General features: G+C 54.2%; 22 protein-coding genes. 15 read left to right on the forward strand and 7 right to left on the reverse strand.

Annotated features, from left to right (window positions below; all coding sequences use genetic code 11):
• Positions 1–177 precede the first annotated feature (177 nt).
• The 12 genes from I6L53_RS20090 (at position 178) to yrbL (ending at position 8956) form a co-directional block, all read left to right on the forward strand.
• Entirely contained in the window at positions 178–1155 is a 978-nt protein-coding gene (locus I6L53_RS20090) for a calcium/sodium antiporter (RefSeq protein WP_042325053.1), read from the forward strand.
• 14 nt (positions 1156–1169) lie between these two features.
• Positions 1170–2156 (forward strand): arabinose-5-phosphate isomerase KdsD, encoded by a 987-nt coding sequence (gene kdsD / locus I6L53_RS20095; protein ID WP_042325051.1) that lies wholly within the window; start codon positions 1170–1172, stop codon positions 2154–2156.
• Between the two features lie 20 nt (positions 2157–2176).
• Entirely contained in the window at positions 2177–2743 is a 567-nt protein-coding gene (gene kdsC, locus I6L53_RS20100; RefSeq protein ID WP_042325049.1) for a 3-deoxy-manno-octulosonate-8-phosphatase KdsC, read from the forward strand.
• On the forward strand, positions 2740–3315 hold the full coding sequence (gene lptC / locus I6L53_RS20105; protein ID WP_042325047.1) for an LPS export ABC transporter periplasmic protein LptC: 576 nt from the start codon (positions 2740–2742) through the stop codon (positions 3313–3315). The genes kdsC and lptC overlap by 4 nt, the downstream gene beginning before the upstream one ends.
• Complete coding sequence (gene lptA, locus I6L53_RS20110) at positions 3284–3838, forward strand: lipopolysaccharide ABC transporter substrate-binding protein LptA (RefSeq protein WP_042325045.1); 555 nt, start codon at positions 3284–3286, stop codon at positions 3836–3838. The genes lptC and lptA overlap by 32 nt, the downstream gene beginning before the upstream one ends.
• Positions 3839–3844: 6 nt before the next feature.
• The gene (gene lptB, locus I6L53_RS20115) at positions 3845–4570 is read left to right on the forward strand and encodes an LPS export ABC transporter ATP-binding protein (protein WP_042325043.1); all 726 of its coding nucleotides are present in this window, start codon (positions 3845–3847) and stop codon (positions 4568–4570) included.
• A gap of 47 nt (positions 4571–4617) precedes the next feature.
• A complete protein-coding gene (gene rpoN / locus I6L53_RS20120; protein ID WP_042325041.1) occupies positions 4618–6051 on the forward strand; it encodes an RNA polymerase factor sigma-54 in 1434 nt (477 codons plus the stop codon).
• Positions 6052–6073: 22 nt separating this feature from the next.
• Complete coding sequence (gene hpf, locus I6L53_RS20125; RefSeq protein WP_042325038.1) at positions 6074–6361, forward strand: ribosome hibernation promoting factor; 288 nt, start codon at positions 6074–6076, stop codon at positions 6359–6361.
• 115 nt (positions 6362–6476) lie between these two features.
• Positions 6477–6968: a PTS IIA-like nitrogen regulatory protein PtsN gene (gene ptsN, locus I6L53_RS20130; protein WP_042325036.1), complete on the forward strand. Its 492-nt coding sequence runs from the start codon at positions 6477–6479 to the stop codon at positions 6966–6968.
• A 33-nt stretch (positions 6969–7001) separates the two neighbouring features.
• A complete protein-coding gene (gene rapZ / locus I6L53_RS20135) occupies positions 7002–7856 on the forward strand; it encodes an RNase adapter RapZ (protein ID WP_042291907.1) in 855 nt (284 codons plus the stop codon).
• Complete coding sequence (gene npr, locus I6L53_RS20140; RefSeq protein WP_042325034.1) at positions 7853–8125, forward strand: PTS phosphocarrier protein NPr; 273 nt, start codon at positions 7853–7855, stop codon at positions 8123–8125. The genes rapZ and npr overlap by 4 nt, the downstream gene beginning before the upstream one ends.
• A 198-nt stretch (positions 8126–8323) precedes the next feature.
• A complete protein-coding gene (gene yrbL, locus I6L53_RS20145) occupies positions 8324–8956 on the forward strand; it encodes a PhoP regulatory network protein YrbL (protein ID WP_042325032.1) in 633 nt (210 codons plus the stop codon).
• A gap of 7 nt (positions 8957–8963) precedes the next feature.
• On the opposite strand, the gene mtgA is transcribed toward yrbL, so the two are convergent.
• The 4 genes from mtgA to mnmL all read right to left on the reverse strand — a co-directional run bounded on the left by mtgA (position 8964) and on the right by mnmL (position 13921).
• Positions 8964–9683 (reverse strand): monofunctional biosynthetic peptidoglycan transglycosylase, encoded by a 720-nt coding sequence (gene mtgA, locus I6L53_RS20150; RefSeq protein ID WP_042325031.1) that lies wholly within the window; start codon positions 9681–9683, stop codon positions 8964–8966.
• A complete protein-coding gene (gene elbB, locus I6L53_RS20155; protein ID WP_042325029.1) occupies positions 9680–10333 on the reverse strand; it encodes an isoprenoid biosynthesis glyoxalase ElbB in 654 nt (217 codons plus the stop codon). Before elbB ends, mtgA begins: the two co-directional genes overlap by 4 nt.
• A 228-nt stretch (positions 10334–10561) precedes the next feature.
• Positions 10562–12898, reverse strand: coding sequence for an aerobic respiration two-component sensor histidine kinase ArcB (gene arcB / locus I6L53_RS20160; protein ID WP_042325027.1), 2337 nt, complete (start codon positions 12896–12898; stop codon positions 10562–10564).
• 93 nt (positions 12899–12991) lie between these two features.
• The gene (gene mnmL / locus I6L53_RS20165) at positions 12992–13921 is read right to left on the reverse strand and encodes a tRNA modification radical SAM protein MnmL/YtqA (protein WP_042325327.1); all 930 of its coding nucleotides are present in this window, start codon (positions 13919–13921) and stop codon (positions 12992–12994) included.
• 686 nt (positions 13922–14607) lie between these two features.
• Between mnmL and gltB the strand changes: the two genes are divergently transcribed.
• The 3 genes from gltB to I6L53_RS20180 all read left to right on the forward strand — a co-directional run bounded on the left by gltB (position 14608) and on the right by I6L53_RS20180 (position 21809).
• Positions 14608–19068, forward strand: a complete 4461-nt coding sequence (gene gltB, locus I6L53_RS20170; protein ID WP_042325025.1) for a glutamate synthase large subunit — start codon at positions 14608–14610, stop codon at positions 19066–19068.
• Positions 19069–19080: 12 nt separating this feature from the next.
• Positions 19081–20499: a glutamate synthase subunit GltD gene (gene gltD / locus I6L53_RS20175; RefSeq protein WP_042325023.1), complete on the forward strand. Its 1419-nt coding sequence runs from the start codon at positions 19081–19083 to the stop codon at positions 20497–20499.
• A 212-nt stretch (positions 20500–20711) separates the two neighbouring features.
• Entirely contained in the window at positions 20712–21809 is a 1098-nt protein-coding gene (locus I6L53_RS20180) for a PDDEXK nuclease domain-containing protein (RefSeq protein WP_094464743.1), read from the forward strand.
• Positions 21810–21864: 55 nt separating this feature from the next.
• Here the strand turns inward: I6L53_RS20180 and nanQ are convergent, their stop codons facing one another.
• The 3 genes from nanQ to I6L53_RS20195 are packed head-to-tail and all read right to left on the reverse strand — an operon-like array spanning position 21865 to position 23890.
• Complete coding sequence (nanQ, locus tag I6L53_RS20185; RefSeq protein WP_042325020.1) at positions 21865–22332, reverse strand: N-acetylneuraminate anomerase; 468 nt, start codon at positions 22330–22332, stop codon at positions 21865–21867.
• Positions 22329–23204, reverse strand: a complete 876-nt coding sequence (gene nanK / locus I6L53_RS20190) for an N-acetylmannosamine kinase (RefSeq protein WP_042325017.1) — start codon at positions 23202–23204, stop codon at positions 22329–22331. Before nanK ends, nanQ begins: the two co-directional genes overlap by 4 nt.
• Complete coding sequence (locus I6L53_RS20195) at positions 23201–23890, reverse strand: N-acetylmannosamine-6-phosphate 2-epimerase (RefSeq protein WP_042325015.1); 690 nt, start codon at positions 23888–23890, stop codon at positions 23201–23203. Before I6L53_RS20195 ends, nanK begins: the two co-directional genes overlap by 4 nt.
• Positions 23891–23935: the final 45 nt, after the last annotated feature.

Genomic DNA, 23935 nt, shown 5'->3' on the forward strand with positions numbered 1-23935 from the left:
CAGCATGGCGTGGAATTTAGCCATGAACCCAACATATTTACAGAATATTACCCGCGCTGGTTAGCGAAAGCTGGCATTTGTTTTACTTTTTAGCCGCATAAAGTCAAAATTAAGACTTCGTTACGGTTTCCAGACATCCCGGTGGACCGGCGAGTATACCTGAAGAAAGGACTTTAGATGCTTTTAGCAACGGCGCTGTTAATTATTGGTTTATTATTGGTCGTCTACGGCGCCGACCGCCTGGTATTTGCCGCGTCAATCCTCTGCCGAACCTTCGGGATCCCGCCGCTGATTATTGGTATGACGGTAGTCAGTATAGGCACATCTCTGCCAGAAATTATTGTTTCTGTCGCTGCCTCCCTGCACGGGCAGTTAGATTTAGCCGTCGGCACCGCGCTCGGCTCCAACATTACCAACATTCTGTTGATCCTCGGACTTGCCGCGCTGATCCACCCTTTTACCGTGCATTCCGATATTCTGCGTCGCGAATTACCGTTAATGTTACTGGTTAGCGTCGTAGCCGGATCCGTACTGTATGACGGACAACTCAGCCGCAGCGATGGTATCTTTCTTTTACTGTTAGCCGTGTTATGGCTGCTTTTCATTGTTAAAATCGCTCGTCTCGCCGAGCGCCAGGGCAATGACAGCCTCACCCGGGAACAGGTTGCTGAATTGCCGCGCGAAGGCGGACTGCCGGTGGCGTTTTTATGGCTGGGCATTGCGCTGATTATCATGCCAATGGCCACCCGAATGGTGGTGGATAACGCCACCGTGATTGCCAATTACTTCGCGATGAGCGAACTGACGATTGGCCTGACGGTGATCGCGATTGGCACCAGTCTGCCTGAACTGGCAACCGCTATCGCTGGCGTGCGTAAAGGTGAGAACGATATCGCGGTGGGCAACATCATCGGCGCGAACATTTTTAACCTCACCATAGTCCTCGGCCTCCCCGCCCTGATTACGCCGGGTGATGTGAACCCGTTGGCGTTCAGCCGTGACTATAGCGTGATGCTGCTGGTGAGCATCATCTTTGCATTACTCTGCTGGCGGCGTCCCCGCCAGTCCGGTCGCGGCGCGGGCATGCTGTTGACCGGCGGTTTTATCGTATGGCTGGCGATGTTGTATTGGCTATCGCCGCTTCTCGTTGGATAACTGGAAACAGACATATGTCGCACTTAGCGTTACAACCGGGTTTTGACTTTCAGCAAGCCGGCAAAGAGGTTCTGGCGATTGAACGTGAAGGCCTGGCGGAGCTCGATCAGTACATCAACCAGGATTTCACTCTCGCCTGTGAAAAAATGTTCAACTGCACCGGCAAAGTGGTGGTGATGGGCATGGGGAAATCGGGGCATATTGGCCGAAAAATGGCCGCGACCTTTGCCAGCACCGGTACCTCTTCGTTCTTCGTTCATCCGGGCGAAGCCGCTCACGGCGATCTGGGGATGGTGACTTCGCAGGATGTGGTGATAGCCATCTCCAACTCCGGAGAATCCAGCGAGATCGCGGCTCTTATTCCGGTCCTTAAGCGACTGCAGGTTCAGCTTATTTGCATCACCGGTCGACCAGAAAGCAGCATGGCACGTGCTGCGGATGTCCATCTGTGTGTTAAAGTACCGCAAGAAGCCTGTCCGCTTGGGCTGGCACCGACAAGCAGCACCACCGCCACATTAGTGATGGGCGATGCGCTGGCGGTGGCGTTATTAAAGGCACGCGGCTTTACCGCAGAGGATTTTGCCCTGTCGCATCCGGGCGGTGCGCTGGGACGTAAACTGCTGTTGCGCGTTAACGATATTATGCATACGGGCGATGAAATCCCGCATGTCACCAAAGATGCCAGCCTGCGCGATGCGCTGCTGGAAATCACCCGCAAGAACCTCGGGATGACCGTGATTTGCGATGATGCGATGAAGATCGACGGTATCTTCACCGACGGTGATTTACGTCGCGTCTTTGATATGGGCGTTGACGTACGCCAACTCGGCATTGCCGACGTGATGACGCCTGGGGGAATTCGTGTGCGTCCAGGAATTCTGGCGGTTGATGCCCTGAACTTAATGCAGTCCCGCCACATCACCTCCGTGATGGTTGCCGATGGCGACCAGTTACTCGGTGTGTTACATATGCATGATCTCCTGCGTGCAGGCGTTGTGTAGAAATTCAAGGATAAAGAGAAATGAGCAAAGCAGGTGCGTCGCTTGCGACCTGTTATGGACCCGTCAGCGCGGACGTCATCGCCAAAGCAGAGAATATCCGTCTGCTGATTCTGGATGTCGATGGCGTACTGTCGGATGGCCTGATTTATATGGGCAACAACGGTGAAGAACTGAAGGCTTTCAACGTCCGTGACGGTTACGGGATTCGTTGTGCGCTAACGTCTGACATCGACGTCGCCATCATTACCGGACGAAAGGCTAAACTAGTAGAAGATAGGTGTGCCACGCTGGGGATCACGCATCTGTATCAGGGGCAGTCGGACAAGCTGGTTGCCTTTCACGATCTGCTGGCAAAACTGGCGATTGCGCCAGAAAACGTGGCCTACGTCGGTGACGATCTGATTGACTGGCCGGTAATGGAAAAAATTGGCCTGAGCATTGCCGTTGCGGATGCGCATCCGTTACTGCTGCCGCGCGCGGATTACGTCACGACAATCGCGGGCGGACGCGGTGCGGTACGAGAAGTCTGTGATTTATTATTACTGGCGCAGGGTAAGCTTGATGAGGCCAAAGGGCAATCGATATGAGTAAAGCCAGACGTTGGGTTATCATTCTACTGTCGTTGGCCGTGCTGGTGCTGATTGGTATTAACCTGGCCGATAAAGACGACACGGCTCAGGTGGTAGTGAATACGAGCGATCCGACTTATAAAAGCGAGCACACGGACACCGTTGTCTATAGCCCGGAAGGCGCACTGAGCTATCGCTTGATCGCTCAACATGTTGAATATTATTCCGATCAGGCCGTTTCGTGGTTCACGCAACCCGTGTTAACGACGTTTGATAAGGACAAAATCCCGACGTGGTCAATCAAAGCTGATAAAGCCAAGCTGACTGAGGATCGGATGCTGTATCTTTATGGTCACGTTGAAGTCAACGCGCTGGTGCCTGACGCTCAACTTCGCAGAATTACCACCGATAACGCGCAGATCAATCTGGTGACGCAGGATGTTACCTCTGAAGACCTCGTCACGTTATACGGAACAACATTTAACTCCAGCGGACTGAAAATGCGCGGCAACTTACGCAGCAAGAACGCCGAGCTGATTGAAAAGGTTAGAACCTCCTATGAAATTCAAAACAAACAAACTCAGCCTTAATCTTGTGCTTGCCAGCTCACTTCTGGCCGCCAGTATTCCGGCATTCGCCGTCACCGGTGATACCGAACAGCCGATCCACATTGAATCGGACCAGCAGTCTCTGGATATGCAGGGGAACGTCGTGACCTTCACCGGCAATGTCATTGTGACCCAGGGCACGATCAAAATTAACGCCGATAAAGTGGTCGTTACCCGTCCTGGCGGTGAGGAGGGCAAAGAGGTCATTGACGGCTTCGGCAACCCGGCCACCTTCTATCAAATGCAGGACAATGGTAAGCCGGTGAAAGGCCACGCGTCGAAAATGCATTATGAGCTGGCGAAAGACTTTGTCGTGCTCACCGGTAATGCGTACCTGGAACAGCTCGACAGCAACATCACCGGGGACAAAATTACCTATCTGGTGAAAGAGCAGAAAATGCAGGCCTTCAGTGAGAAAGGCAAGCGTGTGACGACCGTTCTGGTCCCGTCGCAACTGCAGGACAAAAACAAAAACCAGGCCCCGGCTCAGAAGAAGAGTAACTAATTCGCTATGGCAACATTAACTGCAAAGAATCTGGCGAAGGCCTACAAAGGCCGCCGCGTCGTGGAAGATGTCAGCCTGACCGTCAACTCGGGCGAGATTGTCGGTCTGCTTGGGCCGAACGGTGCGGGTAAAACCACCACCTTCTACATGGTCGTCGGTATTGTGCCGCGTGATGCCGGTAACATCATCATTGATGATGAAGACATTAGCCTGTTACCGCTGCACGCCCGCGCGCGCCGTGGGATTGGCTATCTGCCGCAGGAGGCGTCGATTTTCCGCCGTCTGAGCGTATTCGATAACCTGATGGCCGTGCTGCAAATCCGTGACGATCTCTCTAGCGAACAGCGTGAAGACCGTGCAAACGAGCTGATGGAAGAGTTCCACATCGAGCATCTGCGCGACAACATGGGTCAGTCGCTCTCCGGGGGGGAACGTCGTCGTGTGGAAATCGCCCGCGCGCTGGCGGCCAATCCGAAGTTTATCCTGCTGGATGAACCGTTTGCTGGTGTTGACCCCATTTCCGTTATCGATATCAAGCGCATTATTGAGCATCTGCGTGACAGCGGTCTCGGCGTGTTGATTACCGATCATAACGTCCGCGAAACGCTGGCCGTGTGTGAGCGGGCCTACATCGTGAGCCAGGGACACCTGATCGCGCACGGTACGCCAACAGAAATCCTGCAGGACGAACACGTTAAGCGCGTATACCTTGGGGAAGACTTCAGACTCTGATAGGGTAGAAGTTTGCGACGTCATAGCGGGAGAAAACGACTCTGAACATGAAGCAAGGTTTGCAACTCAGGCTGAGCCAACAACTGGCGATGACGCCGCAACTACAACAGGCGATCCGTCTGTTGCAGTTGTCCACGCTGGAACTGCAGCAGGAACTCCAGCAGGCGCTGGAAAGTAATCCGCTGCTGGAGCAAACCGATCTTCACGACGAAGTTGATACCCACGAAACGCAGGACAGTGAATCGCTGGATACCGCCGACGCCCTCGAACAAAAAGAGATGCCGGAAGAGTTACCGCTCGACGCCAGCTGGGATGAAATCTACACCGCCGGGACGCCGTCGGGCACCAGCGGTGATTACATCGACGATGAGCTGCCTGTTTATCAGGGTGAAACCACGCAGACCCTACAGGATTACCTGATGTGGCAGGTGGAACTCACCCCTTTTTCTGATACCGACCGCGCGATCGCTACCTCTATTGTTGATGCCGTTGATGATACCGGCTATCTCACCGTTTCGCTGGATGACATCCTCGAAAGCATGGGCAATGAAGACGTGGGGCTTGATGAGGTCGAAGCCGTTCTCAAACGTATTCAGCGGTTTGATCCCGTTGGTGTGGCGGCAAAAGATCTGCGTGATTGTCTGCTAATCCAGCTCTCGCAGTTCGACAAAGCGACGCCTTTCCTTGAAGAAGCCCGGCAGATCATCAGCGATCATCTCGATCTGCTGGCGAACCACGACTTCCGCACCCTGATGCGCGTCACTCGCCTCAAAGAAGAGGTGCTCAAAGAGGCGGTCAATCTGATTCAGTCGCTCGATCCTCGCCCCGGCCAGTCGATCCAGACCGGTGAACCAGAATACGTGATCCCGGATGTGCTGGTACGTAAGCATAACGGGCACTGGACGGTCGAGCTCAACGGCGACAGCGTTCCACGCCTGCAGATCAATCAACACTATGCCGCAATGTGCAACGGTGGGCGCAATGACGCCGACAGCCAGTACATCCGCAGTAATTTGCAGGACGCGAAATGGCTGATTAAGAGTCTGGAGAGCCGCAACGATACCCTGCTGCGCGTCAGCCGTTGTATCGTTGAGCAGCAACAAGCCTTCTTTGAGCAAGGCGAAGAGTTTATGAAACCGATGGTACTGGCGGATATCGCCCAGGCCGTCGAGATGCATGAGTCGACCATTTCTCGTGTGACCACGCAGAAGTATCTGCACAGTCCGCGCGGCATTTTTGAACTGAAGTATTTTTTCTCCAGCCATGTGAATACCGAGGGGGGTGGCGAAGCTTCCTCCACGGCGATCCGCGCACTGGTGAAGAAGTTGATTGCGGCGGAAAACCCCGCGAAGCCCCTGAGCGACAGCAAGCTAACATCGATGCTGTCGGAACAAGGCATCATGGTGGCACGCCGCACCGTTGCGAAGTACCGAGAGTCTTTATCCATTCCGCCGTCAAACCAGCGCAAACAACTGGTGTGACCCAACCGATAAGGAAGACACTATGCAGCTCAACATCACTGGAAACAACGTCGAGATCACAGAAGCCCTGCGTGACTTTTTGAATACCAAGTTCGCCAAACTCGAACAGTATTTTGACAGGATTAATCAGGTCTATATTGTGTTAAAAGTGGAGAAAGTCACCCACATCTCGGATGCAACACTGCATGTAAACGGTGGCGAAATTCACGCCAGCGCGGAAGGTCAGGATATGTACGCGGCCATTGATGGCCTGATTGATAAGCTGGCAAGACAACTCACTAAGCACAAAGATAAATTGAAACAACACTAATTGTCCGGGCAGTTAGCGGGTGCAGGACGGCCTGTTGTGCAGAACAACAGGCCATTTGTACAGTTAGCGCTCCGAACTTGTCCCGCCGCTGCGGGGCAGGTTCTTAGGTGAAATTATGATAAATAACGATACGACTCTACAACTGAGCAGTGTACTTAACCAGGAATGTACGCGCAGTGCCGTTCACTGCCAGAGTAAAAAACGCGCGCTGGAAATCATCAGTGAACTGGCGGCAAAACAGCTCAGTTTACCGCCGCAGGTTGTTTTTGAAGCGATCCTGACGCGCGAAAAAATGGGCAGTACCGGCATCGGCAATGGGATCGCTATTCCGCACGGTAAGCTGGAAGAAGATACCTTGCGCGCCGTCGGCGTGTTTGTGCAACTGGAAACGCCAATCGCCTTCGACGCGATTGATAATCAACCCGTTGATCTGCTTTTTGCCCTGCTGGTGCCTGCGGATCAAACCAAAACGCATCTGCATACGTTATCGCTGGTGGCTAAGCGTCTGGCGGATAAAACTATCTGCCGTCGACTACGCGCCGCACAGAGCGATGAAGAATTGTATCAAATCATCACTGACACTGAAGGCGGTCAGGATGAAGCGTAACTCCCCTTTTGCCGTGGTGAGGAGAAACAGTACATGGTACTGATGATCGTCAGCGGTCGTTCAGGGTCAGGTAAATCTGTCGCCCTGCGCGCGCTGGAAGATATGGGCTTTTACTGCGTGGATAACCTCCCCGTCGTGCTGTTACCCGATCTGGCTCGCACGCTTGCCGAGCGCCAGATTTCGGCAGCCGTCAGCATTGACGTACGCAACATGCCAGAGTCGCCAGAAATTTTTGAACAGGCAATGAACAACCTGCCCGATGCGTTCTCGCCGCAACTGCTGTTTCTTGATGCCGATCGCAACACGTTGATTCGTCGCTATAGCGATACGCGTCGTTTGCACCCTCTTTCCAGCAAGAACCTGTCGCTGGAAAGCGCTATCGATCAGGAGAGCGACCTGCTGGAACCGTTGCGTTCTCGCGCCGACCTGATTGTCGACACCTCTGAAATGTCGGTGCATGAACTGGCAGAAATGCTGCGAACTCGCCTGTTGGGTAAACGCGAGCGTGAACTGACCATGGTGTTTGAATCCTTCGGCTTTAAGCACGGGATCCCTATCGATGCCGATTACGTCTTCGACGTACGATTCCTGCCGAACCCGCACTGGGACCCGAAATTACGCCCGATGACGGGTCTCGATAAACCCGTTGCCGCCTTTCTCGACAGACACACAGAAGTACACAATTTTATCTACCAGACTCGCAGCTATCTTGAGCTATGGTTACCCATGCTGGAAACCAACAACCGTAGCTATCTGACCGTTGCTATCGGTTGTACCGGCGGGAAACACCGTTCGGTGTATATTGCAGAACAGCTGGCAGACTACTTCCGCTCGCGCGGTAAAAACGTACAGTCACGCCATCGTACGCTGGAAAAACGCAAAACATGACCGTGAAGCAAACTGTTGAAATCACGAACAAGCTGGGCATGCATGCCCGGCCAGCAATGAAGCTCTTTGAATTAATGCAGGGATTTGATGCGGAAGTCCTGCTACGAAATGATGAAGGCACCGAAGCGGAAGCCAACAGCGTCATCGCATTGCTGATGCTCGACTCCGCCAAAGGCCGACAAATTGAGATCGAAGCCTCGGGTCCACAAGAGGTTGAAGCGCTGGCCGCCGTCATCGCCCTTTTCAATTCAGGATTCGACGAAGACTAAGCGTTCACGTCTGACGAGTATCTTCACAGAAAACGCCATCCGGCGTTTTTTTTATTTTTGCCCCCTTAACTGTACAATTCGTGCGCTTTTTCACTTAAGTGTTACCTTAAGAAAACCTTAAGACAAGTCGTTTAGGTTTCATTTAACTTGCGTGTTCATACTGGATTATTGTCAGTAAATATTTCCAGGATATCACTCATGATTCGTTTATCAGCAGAGACTCCCCTGGGCACCGGACGACATCGTAAGTGTTATGCGCATCCGGATGATGCTCAGCGTTGTATTAAGATTGTTTACAACAGTGGCCAGGGTGGCGATAAAGAGACACAGCGCGAACTGAAGTACTATGCGCACCTCTCTCGCTACCTGAAAGACTGGAGTGGTATTCCGCGCTATTACGGCACGGTAGAGACCGACTGCGGAACGGGTTACGTTTACGATGTGATTGCCGATTACGATGGCAAGCCGTCCATCACTCTCACCGAATTTGCCAAACAATGTCGCTATGAAGATGACTTTACCGTGCTACGTCAGCTGCTGAAGACGCTAAAACGCTACCTGCGTGACAACCATATCGTCACCATGACGCTGAAACCGCAGAACGTACTCTGTCACCGTATCAGCGAATCGGAAGTGGTGCCGGTGGTTTGCGATAACATTGGCGAAGGGACGTTAATCCCGCTGGCGACCTGGTCAAAATGGTTCTGCCGTCGTAAGCAGGAAAGATTGTGGCAGCGTTTTATCGCCCAACCGGTACTCGCCGTCGCGCTGGAAAAAGATGCCCAACCGAAAGAACACGGCGGGTTGTCGCTCTCTTCACGCGAGGCGTAATGCCGACTTAATGCAGGTGGTGGCGAGTCATAAACGACTCCCCACCCAACTGCCGCATTTGACGCAGTATCCACGCCTGACGGCTACGCACATAGCCCGAGGGTGCAGCGGCCTTAAAACGCAGAGGATTAGGCAACACGGCAGCAAGCAGGGCCGCTTCTGACTGGGTTAATCGGCTGGCCGGTTTGCCAAAATAGCGCTGTGCGGCGGCTTCGACGCCAAATACACCCTCACCAAATTCCGCGATGTTCAGGTAAACCGTCAGGATCCGCTTCTTGCTCCAGACAGTCTCGACACCAACGGTAAGTCCGGCTTCCAGCCCTTTTCGCAGCCAGCTACGCCCCTCCCAGAGAAAGAGGTTCTTAACGGTTTGCTGTGACAATGTCGACGCGCCGCGAATGCGGTTTTCATTACGTTCGTTATGTGACAGCGCCTTCTCAATAGCGGCGACGTCAAAACCCCAGTGATCCGGGAAGGTCTGGTCTTCAGCGGCAATCACCGCGAGCCCCATCCACGGTGAGATCTCATCCATACTCACCCAGTCGGAATGCGCAACATAGCCAAAATCGCCCTGTAGCCAGGCACCGATCTGCCGCTCCACCATCACCGCCGAAAAGGGAACGGGCACCACGCTGAACAGCGCAATGCCGCCTCCCCAGAACACGGCGAGGATGATGACAACACGCAACATCACCCGCCGCAGAAAGGCGAAAACCCCTTTTTTCATTCCGCCAGAACCAGCACTCGTGATACCAGTTTTTCGATACCCATTGCAGCCTGAGCGATATCCTGCGCCAGCATATAGGCAGGCGTCGTGACGATTTTATTGTCTTCATCAACGACGATATCGTCGACCGGGCACGGCACATGCTCCGCCCCCATCTCTTCCAGCACTTCTGCCGTATCAATATCGGTCCCGATCGTCAAACGCAGCGGGAAGTCGAAGATTTTCGGTAACATGGCCGGGGCGATACACATAAAACCCAGCGGCTTGCCAGACTGGTGCATCGCTAACGCGAGACCCGCTAAATCAGGATCAACCCGGCATTCACTGCCCTGACTGGCAAAGTTGCTTAAATTTTTAGCCGCACCAAAACCCCCGGGAACAATCAGCGCATCCAGATCTGCTGAGACAGCCTGAGAAAGCGGACGAATATTGCCGCGCGTAATGCGAGCCGCTTCAATCAGTACATTGCGGGATTCCGCCATCGGCTCGCCTGTCAGATGATTAATCACATCGGCCTGCGCTTTGTCGGGCGCGAAGCAGACGGCCTGCGCGCCGCTACGCGCAATGGCCAGCAGTGTCAGTACGGCTTCATGAATTTCAGCACCGTCATACACACCGCATCCACTAAGAACAACGCCAATTTTTTTCATTCAAATGTCCTTTTCACCACTGTATGCAGCACATTAATAATTGTGATTAAAATGCTACGCTTCACACATTTAACTGATTCATGTAACAAAGCATTTAAGATTTGCTATCTTAACTGCGTGCGGCCCGAATTTGAGCGCTGCGCCTTTTCAATGACAATTATAACTTACGGCGCAGCCACGATTTCCCTGGTGTTGGCGCAGTATTCGCGCACCCCGGTCAAACCGGGGTCATTTTTTTCCAGCGTTTGCCACCCAGGCTTTCAACACCGCAACGTCGTGTTGCCACTCCTGCTTCATCTCTTCAATCCATTCGCCAACGTTATCTTCCCATGCAGGAAGATCGGGTGACTGGATCTGCTGCCCCAGTTGTTGCAGATGACGAAGGCCAACAGAGCCGGCAGCCCCTTTAATTTTGTGCCCTTCTTCAACCACACCTTTCTTATCACGCGCGGTCAGATTGGATTCCAGAACGCTTAAATAGCCAGGCATCATCTTCTCGAACACTGCCAGCCCATCGGTAATCAGTTTCGGCCCCACCAGCTCTATGTACTGTTCCAGCATCGGAATATCTAATAGCGCTTGCGATTTACTGCTCTCTTCAGATTTCACCGTGCACTCCTCTTCGTCTTGGGTATCCCAGTACTTCTTAATCATGGCGGTTAACGCCGGTACCGACAGCGGCTTGCTCAGCACGTCATCCATACCCGCATCCAGATACTCTTTTTTATCTTTCAGAACGTTCGCCGTGAGCGCCACCAGCGGCGGCAGATCTTCACGCGCATAGCGCTGGGTGAGTTCGCGCGAAATATCGAGGCCGGTCATATCCGGCAACTGAATATCCAATAACACCAGATCATATTCACCCGGAGTGAACATCTCGAGCGCCGCTTTCCCGGTCATGGCAACATCCACGCTATTGCCGAGTTTTTCCAGCACCGAGCGTGCCACAATGACGTTCAGTTCGATATCTTCCACCAACAGGACGTTCAACGCCGGTAGTGGCAAATCATCATCTTCAAATGCATCTTCAACTTCTTCCGCCACCGCGGGTGCATTGACGGTCAGGGTAAAGATCGAGCCTTTGCCGGGCTGACTTGCCACGGTGATATCCCCGCCCATATTTTTCGCCAGACGACGCGAGACCGCCAGACCGATCCCCGTACCGGTCGCCGGTTTTCCGCCGTGGCTGTCTTTCACCTGATAATACATAGCGAAGATTTTGTCCTGCTCGTCCTGCGGAATGCCGATGCCGGAGTCTTCCACTTCAAAGTGCAGAATGCTGCCTGCGTCATAACGTACGCGCACGGTTACCTGACCCTGCTGGGTAAATTTCACCGCGTTGCTAATCAGGTTCCACAGGATCTGCCGCAGGCGCGTTCCGTCAGTCACGACTTTATGCGGTAGCGGCAAGGTCGGGTCGAGTACAAAACGCAACCCTTTCTGCTGCGCCTGCAGGCCGGAGAGGTTCTCCAGATCGGCCATAAAGCTGGTGAAATCCACCGGCTGATTATCCAGTTGAACCTTACGCCGTTCCATCTTATCCATGTCAATGATATCGTTAAAGATATTCCCCAGCGTCACCGCGGAAACATGAATAGTTTTCAGGTATTTTTCCTGCTCGGTCGTCAGGTCAGTGTCCAGCAGAATGCGGCTCAGGCCGACGATTCCGTTCAGTGGCGTACGCAGTTCGTGGCTGATGGTGGAAATAAAGGTGGTTTTATCGCGACTGGCGCGTTCAAGCGCATCCTGATAGCGCTTGCGCTCGGTAATATCACGACCAAACCCCATCAGGCCATGACGTTTCCCCACGCGATCGTAATAAGGCACTTTGCGGATTTCAAAACAGGCTTTGCGTCCGTCCGGATAATCGAGCCATTGCTCATAGGTCAGCGACACGTTATGGCGGAAAACTTTTTCGTCAGTCTCAATGACCTTTTCGGCCGCTTCCGGCGAGTACACATCGGCAGGCTTTAAATGCACCAGTTGTTTTTCGCTTTTGCCGGTGAGCAATTCCATTGCCCGGTTGCAGCCGGAAAACTCTTTATCTTCATTGCGATAAAAAACCAGATCCGGTGAGGCATCCAGAAAGGAACGTAAGAAGGAGGATTGCTGTTCAAGCTGAATCTGCGCCTCTTCGCGCTCTTTGATCTCAACTTTAAGCTGCTCAAACGTTGACTGGCGTTCCGCCTCCGCCTTTTCGCGGTCGGCAATCTCCTGATTCAGCTGCGAAATATTATCTTTCAGTTGGACATTAAGCTTGAGGTCGCGCTCGCGCATCTCCTCCAGCTTTTGCACCAGTCGGGATAACCGCTGACGGGACTCTTCCAGTTGCTCCACCACCACCGACAAAAAATAGACCGCCCAGGGAGTGATTAACAAACCAAAGAAAATGGAGCGAATGACATCGATCTGTTCGACCCGACCATGCAGCACCATGGTGACCGCCATTTGCACCACTATTGCCAGCACAACGAGCGCTAACGCCAGCAACAGCGAAAAGCGCACCAGACCCAACTTCATCATCAGGTCCACATAGTACTGCGCCAGCATACGAATTTGCTTCATCAGGGATTTCCTTTACGACAACCTGGCACAATAATACTCAATTCTGCGCAAGACGTTTGAGAATGTGCAAGAAATCCATAGGCCCGTCATAGTTCAGGCGTCAGGCGGAACCCATGGCCGTCCGAGCGCAGAGCCCTGTACGCCATGTGCATTCAGATAACGATCCAGTTCGACCATCCCGGTCCAGCGGTTTTCACACCACAGCGGGGCCAGTAGCGTAGGGCGGCGTGCGCTGGCGGAAATACGATGATAAATCACCTCCGGCGGGGTATGGCGGATCATCTCGCCTGCAGTTTGCGTGTAGTCCTCCAGTTCAATCCCGTTCAGACGCCCTGCTTCCCAGGCCCTTGCCATAATGCTGCCCTTCACGATGTGCAACGGGTGCAGTTTGATGCCATCCACTCCCGTTGCGACCACCCGTTCAAGCGTTTGCAGGCATTCCGTCTGCCCTTCTCCTGGCAGACCGACAATAAGGTGCGAGCAGACTTTCAGGCCGCGCTCACGTGCAAGGCGAGTTGTGCGCTGATAGCAGGCAAAATCGTGTCCACGATTGATACGATGCAGGGTTTTATCATGTGCGGTTTGCAATCCCAGCTCCAGCCACACTTCATAGCCCTGATCTTTATACTCACAGAGCAGGTCGAGAACCGCATCCGGTACACAGTCGGGGCGCGTTCCGACACACAAACCTACGATGCTGGCCTGACTGACGGCCTGCTGATACATCGAGCGCAGCACCTGCACTTCAGCAAAGGTACTGGTATAAGCCTGGAAGTAGGCCAGATAACGTTTCGCCCGATTAACCAGATGGGCCTGATGCGCGAGCTGTTCGGCGATCGAATGATGCTGCTGCGCTTCATCCGCAAAAGAGGCAACATTACAGAAGGTGCAGCCGCCGCGCCCGATGGTGCCATCGCGATTTGGGCAGCTAAATCCGCCGTGGAGCGTCAGTTTATGAACTTTTTGCCCATAACGACGAGAAAGATCCCCACCAAACATATTGACTAATTTCTGTAACTGCATAATCTGATAGACCGCGCCTTGAAAAGAGGCCAAAGCCTGCCATTTTTAGCCCTTGTCGGCGATGACCTGGATCAATCGCCCCGGCAGGCTTTTATCAATTGCATACCCAGTCAAAATAAACGATATTTCATTCACAACTCAGCCAATTACTTTTCCTTATCTCCGGTCATTTTTTTTATCTTCTGACGTCGATTGCACAAAAACAGTATCATGAAACGTCATACCGCAACAAACCAGCATGAAACACTGCATATAACAATGAATAAAGTGGAGACATGCGCTAACTGGCGGTTATGACAGTGAGACAGATCACACTCCCCGCTTCGTTTCCAGTACGTTAATTCAATGTCAAAATGATATTATTTTTAATATTTTCATCAAGATATATGCTCTGTAGCACATTATCAGAGAAATAAGATTGCCATTTGACCTGTGTGTGGATTCCCGATAACGTGGAAATCCGCTGGAAGCTTTCTGGATGAGCGGTGTGCTCATCATATTTATGCAGTAATTGAGATTCCCTCTGACAGCAAGTCCTCAAACTTGTTTGACCTAAGCGAAATGGATAAAGAGGGCGAATGCGAGGTAAGCGTATAACACGCAAACCCCGTCGCCATGCTCTTGGTGTGCCCGTGCGCAAACGGTATCGGAAGGGTGTCTCGCAGAGCCTGGGGAGGTTCACTGATATGTTGTACGATAAATCCCTTGAGAAGGATAACTGTGGTTTCGGCCTGATCGCCCACATAGAAGGCGAACCTAGCCACAAGGTAGTGCGTACCGCCATACACGCACTGGCCCGAATGCAGCACCGTGGCGCAATCCTCGCAGATGGTAAAACGGGCGATGGTTGTGGTCTGCTGTTGCAAAAACCTGACCGCTTTTTCCGCATCGTTGCCGAAGAGCGCGGCTGGCGTTTAGCCAAAAACTACGCGGTCGGTATGATCTTCCTGAACAAAGATCCTGAACTGGCCGCGGCGTCTCGCCGTATTGTCGAAGAAGAGCTTCAGCAGGAAACCCTGTCAATTGTTGGCTGGCGCGATGTACCAACCAACGAAGGTGTACTGGGTGAAATCGCCCTCTCCTCCCTGCCACGTATTGAACAAATTTTCGTGAATGCCCCTGCGGGCTGGCGTCCGCGCGATATGGAACGTCGTCTGTTCATCGCCCGTCGCCGTATTGAAAAACGACTGCAGGAAGACAAAGACTTCTACGTCTGTAGCCTGTCAAACCTGGTCAACATCTATAAAGGTCTGTGTATGCCGGCGGATCTGCCGCGCTTCTACCTGGACCTCGCGGACCTGCGCCTGGAATCAGCCATCTGTCTGTTCCACCAGCGCTTCTCTACCAACACCGTGCCGCGCTGGCCGCTGGCTCAGCCGTTCCGCTACCTGGCGCACAACGGTGAGATCAACACCATTACTGGTAACCGCCAGTGGGCTCGCGCCCGTACCTATAAATTTCAAACCCCACTGATCCCGGATCTGCACGACGCCGCGCCGTTTGTCAACGAAACCGGCTCCGATTCCAGTTCTATGGATAACATGCTGGAACTGCTGTTGGCGGGCGGGATGGACATCATCCGCGCCATGCGCCTGCTGGTGCCGCCAGCCTGGCAGAACAACCCGGACATGGATCCGGATCTGCGCGCCTTCTTTGACTTTAACTCCATGCACATGGAGCCGTGGGACGGCCCGGCGGGTATCGTGATGTCCGACGGGCGTTTTGCCGCCTGTAACCTCGACCGTAACGGTCTGCGTCCGGCGCGTTATGTCATCACTAAAGACAAGCTGATCACCTGCGCGTCTGAAGTGGGGATCTGGGATTACCAACCTGACGAAGTCGTCGAAAAGGGCCGTGTCGGCCCCGGCGAACTGATGGTTATCGACACCCGCGGCGGCTGCATTCTGCATTCTGCCGAAACGGACGACGACCTGAAAAGCCGCCATCCGTATAAAGAATGGATGGAAAAAAACGTCCGCCGTCTGGTGCCGTTTGAAGATCTGGCTGACGATCAGGTTGGCCAGCGAGAACTGGACGATGATACGCTCGCCAGCTACCAGAAACAGTTTAACTACAGCGCAGAAGAGCTGGACTCCGTTCTCCGCGTACTCGGTGAAAACGGTCAGGAAGCGGTCGGTTCAATGGGTGATGATACCCCGTTTGCCGTACTTTCCAGCCAACCGCGCATTATTTACGACTACTTCCGCCAGCAGTTTGCCCAGGTGACTAACCCACCTATCGATCCGCTGCGTGAAGCGCACGTCATGTCGCTGGCGACCAGCATCGGTCGCGAAATGAACGTCTTCTGCGAAGCGGAAGGCCAGGCGCACCGTCTGAGTTTTAAATCGCCGATTCTGCTGTACTCCGATTTCCAACAGCTCACCACAATGAAAGAAGAGCACTATCGCGCCGACCGGCTCGATATCACCTTCGATGCGACGCAAACCACGCTGGAAGAAACGGTTAAAGCGCTGTGCGATACCGCCGAGCAGATGGTACGCAGCGGCACCGTTCTGCTGGTGCTAACGGACCGTAATATCGGCAAGAATCGTCTGCCGGTACCGGCCCCGATGGCGGTCGGCGCAGTACAGACAAGACTGGTAGAACAGAACCTGCGCTGCGACGCCAACATCATTGTCGAAACCGCAAGTGCCCGTGACCCGCATCATTTCGCCGTGCTGCTGGGCTTTGGCGCGACGGCCATCTATCCGTACCTCGCGTACGAGACGCTGGGCCGTCTGATCGATACCCAGGCGATTGCTAAAAACTACCGTACCGTGATGCTGAACTACCGTAACGGCATCAATAAAGGGCTGTACAAAATCATGTCCAAAATGGGCATCTCGACCATTGCCTCCTACCGCTGCTCCAAACTGTTTGAAGCGGTGGGTCTGCACGATGATGTCGTTGCGCTGTGCTTCCAGGGCGTGGTCAGTCGTATCGGTGGCGCGGGCTTTGCCGACTTCCAGCAGGATCTGCTGAACCTGTCCAAACGTGCCTGGCTGGCGCGTAAACCGATTACGCAAGGTGGCCTGCTGAAGTATGTCCACGGCGGCGAATACCATGCCTACAACCCTGATGTAGTACGTACTCTGCAACAGGCAGTTCAGAGTGGTGAATACAGCGACTATCAGGAATACGCAAAACTGGTTAACGAACGTCCCGCGACGACGCTGCGCGATCTGCTGGCAATTAATCCCGGCGACAACGCGGTCAGCATCGAGGAAGTCGAACCGGCGAGCGAACTGTTCAAACGTTTTGATACCGCGGCAATGTCGATCGGCGCACTGAGCCCGGAAGCGCATGAAGCGCTGGCCGAAGCGATGAACAGCATCGGCGGTAATTCTAACTCCGGCGAAGGCGGCGAAGACCCGGCGCGCTACGGCACCAATAAAGTGTCACGCATCAAACAGGTGGCATCCGGTCGTTTCGGCGTTACGCCGGCGTACCTGGTTAACGCCGACGTCATTCAGATTAAAGTCGCTCAGGGCGCGAAACCGGGCGAAGGCGGTCAGCTACCGGGTGATAAAGTGACTCCGTACATCGCCAAACTGCGCTACTCGGTACCGGGCGTGACGCTGATCTCCCCGCCACCGCACCACGATATCTACTCTATCGAGGATTTAGCACAGCTGATTTTCGACCTGAAGCAGGTTAACCCGAAAGCGATGATCTCCGTGAAGCTGGTGTCTGAACCCGGTGTCGGCACCATCGCCACCGGCGTAGCAAAAGCTTATGCGGATCTCATCACCATCGCCGGTTATGACGGCGGCACCGGTGCGAGTCCGCTCTCCTCGGTAAAATACGCGGGCTGTCCGTGGGAACTGGGCCTGGTGGAAACCCAGCAGGCGCTGGTCGCCAACGGCTTGCGTCACAAGATCCGTTTGCAGGTCGATGGCGGTCTGAAAACCGGCGTGGATATCATCAAGGCGGCGATCCTCGGTGCAGAAAGCTTCGGCTTCGGAACCGGTCCGATGGTCGCGCTGGGCTGTAAATACCTGCGTATTTGTCATCTGAACAACTGCGCAACCGGCGTGGCAACCCAGGATGACAAACTGCGTAAGAACCACTATCACGGTCTGCCGTTCAAAGTAACCAACTACTTTGAGTTCATCGCTCGCGAAACGCGCGAACTGATGGCGCAGCTTGGCGTGACGCGTCTGGTGGATCTGATTGGCCGTACCGACCTGCTGAAAGAACTGGATGGTTTTACTGCCAAACAGCAGAAGCTGGCGCTGTCCCGGCTGCTGGAAACCGCGGAGCCTAAGGCTGGCAAAGCGCTGTACTGCACCGAAAACAACCCGCCGTTTGATAATGGCGTGCTGAACGCGCAGTTGCTGCAACAGGCGAAGCCGTATGTCGACGATCGCCAGAGCAAAACCTTCTGGTTCGATATTCGCAATACCGATCGGTCCGTTGGCGCGTCGCTCTCGGGGTATATCGCTCAGACCCACGGCGATCAGGGGCTGGCCTCTGACCCGATTAAAGCGTACTTCAGCGGCACGGCAGGTCAGAGCTTCGGCGTCTGGAACGCGGGCGGCGTGGAACTGTATCTGACCGGCGATGCCAACGACTATGTCGGCAAAGGCATGGCAGGCGGCTTGCTGGCAGTACGTCCTCCGGTTGGTTCCGCTTTCCGCAGTCATGAGGCGAGCATCATCGGTAACACCTGCCTGTACGGTGCAACCGGTGGTCGTCTGTATGCCGCAGGACGTGCGGGTGAACGTTTCGGGGTGCGTAACTCCGGCGCAATCACCGTGGTGGAAGGAATTGGCGACAACGGGTGTGAATACATGACCGGCGGGATCGTCTGTATCCTCGGCAAAACGGGGGTGAACTTCGGCGCAGGCATGACGGGCGGGTTCGCCTACGTGCTGGACGAAGACGGCGAGTTCCGTAAACGTGTGAACCCGGAACTGGTCGAAGTGCTGGGCGTTGATGAACTGGCTATCCACGAAGAACATCTGCGTGGCCTGATCACCGAACACGTGCAGCATACCGGTTCACAGCGCGGAGAAGAGATTCTGGCCAACTGGTCAGCCTTCGCCAACAAATTCGCGCTGGTTAAACCGAAGTCCAGTGATGTGAAAGCACTGTTGGGTCACCGTAGTCGTAGCGCAGCAGAGCTGCGTGTGCAGGCGCAGTAAGGGGTAGCAGCAATGAGTCAGAACGTATACCAATTTATCGACCTGCAGCGCGTTGATCCGCCGAAAAAGCCGCTGAAGATCCGCAAAATCGAGTTTATTGAAATCTACGAGCCGTTTTCAGAAGGTCAGGCAAAAGCGCAGGCGGACCGCTGTCTCTCCTGCGGCAACCCGTACTGTGAGTGGAAATGCCCGGTTCATAATTACATTCCAAACTGGCTGAAGCTTGCCAATGAAGGACGAATCTTTGAAGCGGCGGAACTGTCTCACCAGACCAATACGCTGCCCGAAGTGTGCGGACGCGTGTGTCCACAGGACAGACTTTGTGAAGGTTCCTGTACGCTGAATGATGAGTTTGGTGCCGTCACCATCGGCAACATCGAACGTTATATCAATGATAAAGCGTTTGAAATGGGCTGGCGTCCGGATATGACCGGCGTTCGCCAGACCGACAAGCGGGTGGCGATCATCGGTGCCGGCCCGGCCGGACTGGCCTGTGCCGACGTGTTGACCCGCAACGGTGTAAAGGCCGTGGTGTTTGACAGGCATCCGGAGATCGGCGGCCTGCTGACCTTTGGCATTCCGGCCTTTAAGCTGGAAAAAGAGGTGATGACCCGCCGCCGTGAAATTTTCACCGGTATGGGAATCGAGTTCAAACTGAACGTGGAAGTGGGCCGTGACGTACAGCTCGACGACCTGCTGCAAGAGTACGATGCGGTATTCCTCGGCGTCGGCACCTATCAGTCCATGCGCGGCGGGCTGGAAAACGAAGATGCCGATGGCGTATTCGATGCCCTGCCGTTCCTGATCGCCAATACGAAGCAGATCATGGGCTTTGGTGAAACCACCGACGAGCCGTACGTCAATATGGAAGGTAAACGCGTGGTGGTGCTGGGCGGTGGCGATACCGCCATGGACTGCGTACGAACCTCCGTTCGTCAGGGCGCAACGCACGTCACCTGTGCCTATCGTCGCGACGAAGAGAACATGCCGGGCTCCCGCCGCGAAGTGAAAAACGCGCGCGAGGAAGGCGTGGAGTTCCAGTTCAACGTGCAGCCGTTGGGTGTGGAAGTTAATGCCAATGGCAAGGTCTGTGGCGTGAAAATGGCACGTACCGAAATGGGTGCGCCAGATGCGAAAGGCCGTCGCCGTGCGGAGATCGTACCGGGTTCCGAGCACATCGTACCGGCAGATGCCGTGGTCATGGCGTTCGGTTTCCGTCCCCACAGTATGGAATGGCTGGCAAAACACAGCGTCGAACTGGATTCTCAGGGACGTATCATCGCCCCGGAAGGTAGTGACAACGCCTTCCAGACCAGTAACCCGAAAATCTTCGCCGGTGGTGACATTGTGCGCGGTTCAGATCTGGTGGTGACCGCCATTGCCGAAGGTCGCAAAGCCGCTGATGGCATCATGAACTGGCTGGAAGTGTAGTAAACCTTTCTGACTCCCCTGCCCCGAGAAATCGCTCAGGGATGGGGAGTCACCCTTGTTCTTCACAATATCCCCCTCCATTCTTCGAAAGCGGCTCGCAAATTTCGCCGTAAGTGGATGTAATGGGCAGAGAAGAATTGACCGCATATCCCCTTAAGTATACTGATAGCGATATATTTTCAATCTGTGACTATCACGTCAGGGATAATATGATGGCAACAACATCAGCACAACACGCAGGCGAGTATCAGCAAATCCACGACGGCATTATCCATCTGTTGGATACCGCCAGGACGGAGACCGTCCGCAACATCAATGCGATCATGACGGCGACATACTGGGAAATAGGCCGGCGCATTGTCGAGTTTGAGCAGGGCGGTGAAGCGCGGGCAGCTTATGGTACTCAACTGATTGAGCAACTGTCCGTTGATTTAACCCGGCACTATAAACGAGGTTTCTCAACCGGAAACCTGCGTCAAATTAGAGCTTTTTATCTTTACTTTCAGCATATTGAAATTCACCAGACGGTGTCTGGTGAATCTATAAATCTCATACAACTCGCCAGGATATTCCCGCTGCCCTGGTCAGCTTATGTCCGGCTCCTGTCGGTTAAAAACGCCGATGCCCGCATCTTTTACGAGAAAGAGACATTACGCAACGGTTGGTCGGTACGACAACTCGATCGGCAAATCGCTTCTCAGTTTTATGAACGGGCACTGTTGTCTCATGACAAACCCGCGTTGCTGCAACAGGCAGAACCCACCGCGCCCGACGTCTTACCAGAACACGCAATACGCGATCCCTTTATTCTCGAATTCCTCGATCTAAAGGATGTGTATTCGGAATCCGATCTGGAAGAAGCACTGATAAATCATCTGATGGAGTTTATGCTTGAGCTCGGTGACGATTTCGCTTTTGTCAGCCGTCAGCGCCGATTACGCATTGACGATAGCTGGTTTCGCGTCGACCTGCTTTTCTTCCATCGCCGCCTGCGCTGTCTGTTAGTTGTTGACCTGAAAGTGGGCAAATTCAGCTATGCCGACGCAGGACAAATGAACATGTACCTGAACTACGCCAAAGAGCACTGGACAATGCCTGGGGAAAATCCGCCAGTCGGGTTAATCCTGTGTGCGGGGAAAGGGGCTGGAGAAGCCCACTACGCGCTGAACGGTTTACCGAATACTGTGATGGCAAGCGAGTACAAAGTGCAATTACCTGACGAAAAATTACTGGCAGATGAACTCATCCGTTCGCAAATAGCACTGACAGCGCAGAAAATTGAATCCTCAGAAACGTCTTTGATGGAATGATGAACGGACGGAATATAAAAACGTAAAACCGGATGGTGAAAACCATCCGGCTTTATCAGGCCGCTAACAGGCTGGCGCGAACCTTGACCACGACTTTCTTAATCTCTTTCGGCTCACCCACATTGCATCCCGGCTTGTGTGGTTCTCCTGGCATAAACACCGCGAACATACCCGGTTGCAGAGTAATGGTCTGGCAATCAGCAATCTCACGGCAAAGCTGATAATCCTCCTCGACATGCACCTCTTCACACTGGCGCGCGGAATCCACCACGCCGAACTGAATGCGCTCCTCCTCTGTCAGCAACAACTGGATATCAATGTACTGCGCGTGCAGTTCTGCTTTTTTTGCTGTGGGCGATTGCGTGGCAAACTGCATCACATTCATAAAGATATCGTCCCCGCGTAGCTCAACGCGCCCCGTGTCTTGCTCCTGCGGTCTGGCGGTCAACGCCAGCGTCAGCGCCTCTTCCAGCACGGGATGCAGACCGACAGCAGATAATGTACGAACGTCACCCAATATCATCCTTTCTCTCCTTGCGCTAACAACGCCGCGCCCAGTAGTCCCGCATCATGACGGTAATGTGCCGCGCTTAATTCAACGTGATAAACCGGGGGCATCTGTTCGAGACAGGCTCGGACCTGCGTCAGATACCCTTGCGCCAGTCCAACGCTGCCACCGACAACCACCCGTTGGCAATCGGTAACCGCTTTCGTATCGGCAATCAGTCGCGCCAGCACCTGCGCTGAGTATGCGACCAGACGGCTGGCTTGTTCATCGCCTTCTGCCGCGCGGGAGAAAATAGCTTTCGCATCACATCCGGCAAGCGTCCCTTGCGCTGCTGCTGCGATCCCGCGTCCCGACGCGATAGCCTCGACGCACCCCACCCGCCCACAGCCGCACACCGGCCCATTGGGATCCGCGAGGGTATGTCCCAGATGTCCGGCCAGACCGCCAGTGCCGGTGACTAACTGACCGCCGCTAACCACACCGCCACCGACCCCGGTTGAAACGGTGACAAACACCATATCGCGCGTATCATCAGCCATGGCGCAATACTCCGCCCATGCGGCGGCCTGTGCATCGTTGACCGCCAGCGTCGGCAAACGGGTGAGGGCCTCTAACGTCTGCACCAGCGGAAAGTGAAGCAACCCGCCCAGATTTCTCGGGTTAATTGCCAGCAGGTTACCTTCACGAATAATGCCCGTCGAAGCAATTGCCACCCGATGCGCTTGTGACTGTAACGGTTGCACCAGCGCTTTAAGCGCATCACGCAGTGCCTGAGACGTCTTACTGGCGGGGGTAGGCAGTTCTCGACGTTCGCGAATCTGCAAATTATCCTCTACCAGCGCGGCGGCGAGTTTCGTGCCGCCAATATCAATTGCCAGCGTCGTCATAGCACCGCCTTTTTCAGCGCCGCGTTATACCACTCGCAGATATGTTCCAGCCGGGTAATCGCAGATCCAACCGTTACCGCCCAGGCACCGTGCCGCATCGCTTCACCGGCCTGTGCCGGGGTGTTGTAGCGGCCTTCGGCAATCACCCGACAACCCGCTTCGCTCAGCGCTTTCACCAGCGCCAAATCGGGTGCTTCAGGCGTTTCTGCCGTAGTGTAACCAGAAAGCGTGGTGCCAATAATTTCAGCGCCAAGCGCCTGACAGGCCAGACCGTCCTTCAGCGAGGAGCAATCGGTCATTGCCAGCAACTGGTGATGATGAATACGGGCCAGCAATGCCTCAACCGGAACCGGACGCACACGGTCAGTCCCGTCAATAGCAATAATATCCGCACCGGCCTGGGCCAGCGCATCCACATCCTCCAGAAAAGCGGTGATGCGCACAGGAGAATCAGCAAGGTCGCGCTTGAGAATGCCAATTATCGGCACGGAAACTACGGCTCGCGTCGCCTTCAGATTCTCAACGCCTTCAATACGCAACGCGACGGCACCCGCCTGCTCTGCTGCCAGCGCCATTGCCGCCACAATCTCAGGCTTATCCAGTGGGCTGCAAGGAACCGGCTGGCAGGAGACTATCAGACCACCCTGCGCGACAATGTTTTTATCCAGTTGTGTAAGTAACGACATACTTCTTCCCTTACGAATGCTGCCCGGCACAAGACCGGGCAAGTG

The sequence above is a fragment of the Citrobacter farmeri genome (genome assembly GCF_019048065.1).
GTDB lineage: Bacteria > Pseudomonadota > Gammaproteobacteria > Enterobacterales > Enterobacteriaceae > Citrobacter_A > Citrobacter_A farmeri.

Coding starts and splice junctions, on each gene's coding strand:
- nanQ (WP_042325020.1), bottom strand. CDS start 22,332: ATGATATTGGGTGACGTTCGTACATTATCTGCTGTCGGTCTGCATCCC.
- kdsC (WP_042325049.1), top strand. CDS start 2,177: ATGAGCAAAGCAGGTGCGTCGCTTGCGACCTGTTATGGACCCGTCAGC.
- nanK (WP_042325017.1), bottom strand. CDS start 23,204: ATGACGACGCTGGCAATTGATATTGGCGGCACGAAACTCGCCGCCGCG.
- lptC (WP_042325047.1), top strand. CDS start 2,740: ATGAGTAAAGCCAGACGTTGGGTTATCATTCTACTGTCGTTGGCCGTG.
- I6L53_RS20195 (WP_042325015.1), bottom strand. CDS start 23,890: ATGTCGTTACTTACACAACTGGATAAAAACATTGTCGCGCAGGGTGGT.
- rapZ (WP_042291907.1), top strand. CDS start 7,002: ATGGTACTGATGATCGTCAGCGGTCGTTCAGGGTCAGGTAAATCTGTC.
- lptA (WP_042325045.1), top strand. CDS start 3,284: ATGAAATTCAAAACAAACAAACTCAGCCTTAATCTTGTGCTTGCCAGC.
- I6L53_RS20090 (WP_042325053.1), top strand. CDS start 178: ATGCTTTTAGCAACGGCGCTGTTAATTATTGGTTTATTATTGGTCGTC.
- mnmL (WP_042325327.1), bottom strand. CDS start 13,921: ATGCAGTTACAGAAATTAGTCAATATGTTTGGTGGGGATCTTTCTCGT.
- lptB (WP_042325043.1), top strand. CDS start 3,845: ATGGCAACATTAACTGCAAAGAATCTGGCGAAGGCCTACAAAGGCCGC.
- npr (WP_042325034.1), top strand. CDS start 7,853: ATGACCGTGAAGCAAACTGTTGAAATCACGAACAAGCTGGGCATGCAT.
- gltB (WP_042325025.1), top strand. CDS start 14,608: ATGTTGTACGATAAATCCCTTGAGAAGGATAACTGTGGTTTCGGCCTG.
- kdsD (WP_042325051.1), top strand. CDS start 1,170: ATGTCGCACTTAGCGTTACAACCGGGTTTTGACTTTCAGCAAGCCGGC.
- arcB (WP_042325027.1), bottom strand. CDS start 12,898: ATGAAGCAAATTCGTATGCTGGCGCAGTACTATGTGGACCTGATGATG.
- rpoN (WP_042325041.1), top strand. CDS start 4,618: ATGAAGCAAGGTTTGCAACTCAGGCTGAGCCAACAACTGGCGATGACG.
- yrbL (WP_042325032.1), top strand. CDS start 8,324: ATGATTCGTTTATCAGCAGAGACTCCCCTGGGCACCGGACGACATCGT.
- hpf (WP_042325038.1), top strand. CDS start 6,074: ATGCAGCTCAACATCACTGGAAACAACGTCGAGATCACAGAAGCCCTG.
- elbB (WP_042325029.1), bottom strand. CDS start 10,333: ATGAAAAAAATTGGCGTTGTTCTTAGTGGATGCGGTGTGTATGACGGT.
- gltD (WP_042325023.1), top strand. CDS start 19,081: ATGAGTCAGAACGTATACCAATTTATCGACCTGCAGCGCGTTGATCCG.
- I6L53_RS20180 (WP_094464743.1), top strand. CDS start 20,712: ATGGCAACAACATCAGCACAACACGCAGGCGAGTATCAGCAAATCCAC.
- mtgA (WP_042325031.1), bottom strand. CDS start 9,683: ATGAAAAAAGGGGTTTTCGCCTTTCTGCGGCGGGTGATGTTGCGTGTT.
- ptsN (WP_042325036.1), top strand. CDS start 6,477: ATGATAAATAACGATACGACTCTACAACTGAGCAGTGTACTTAACCAG.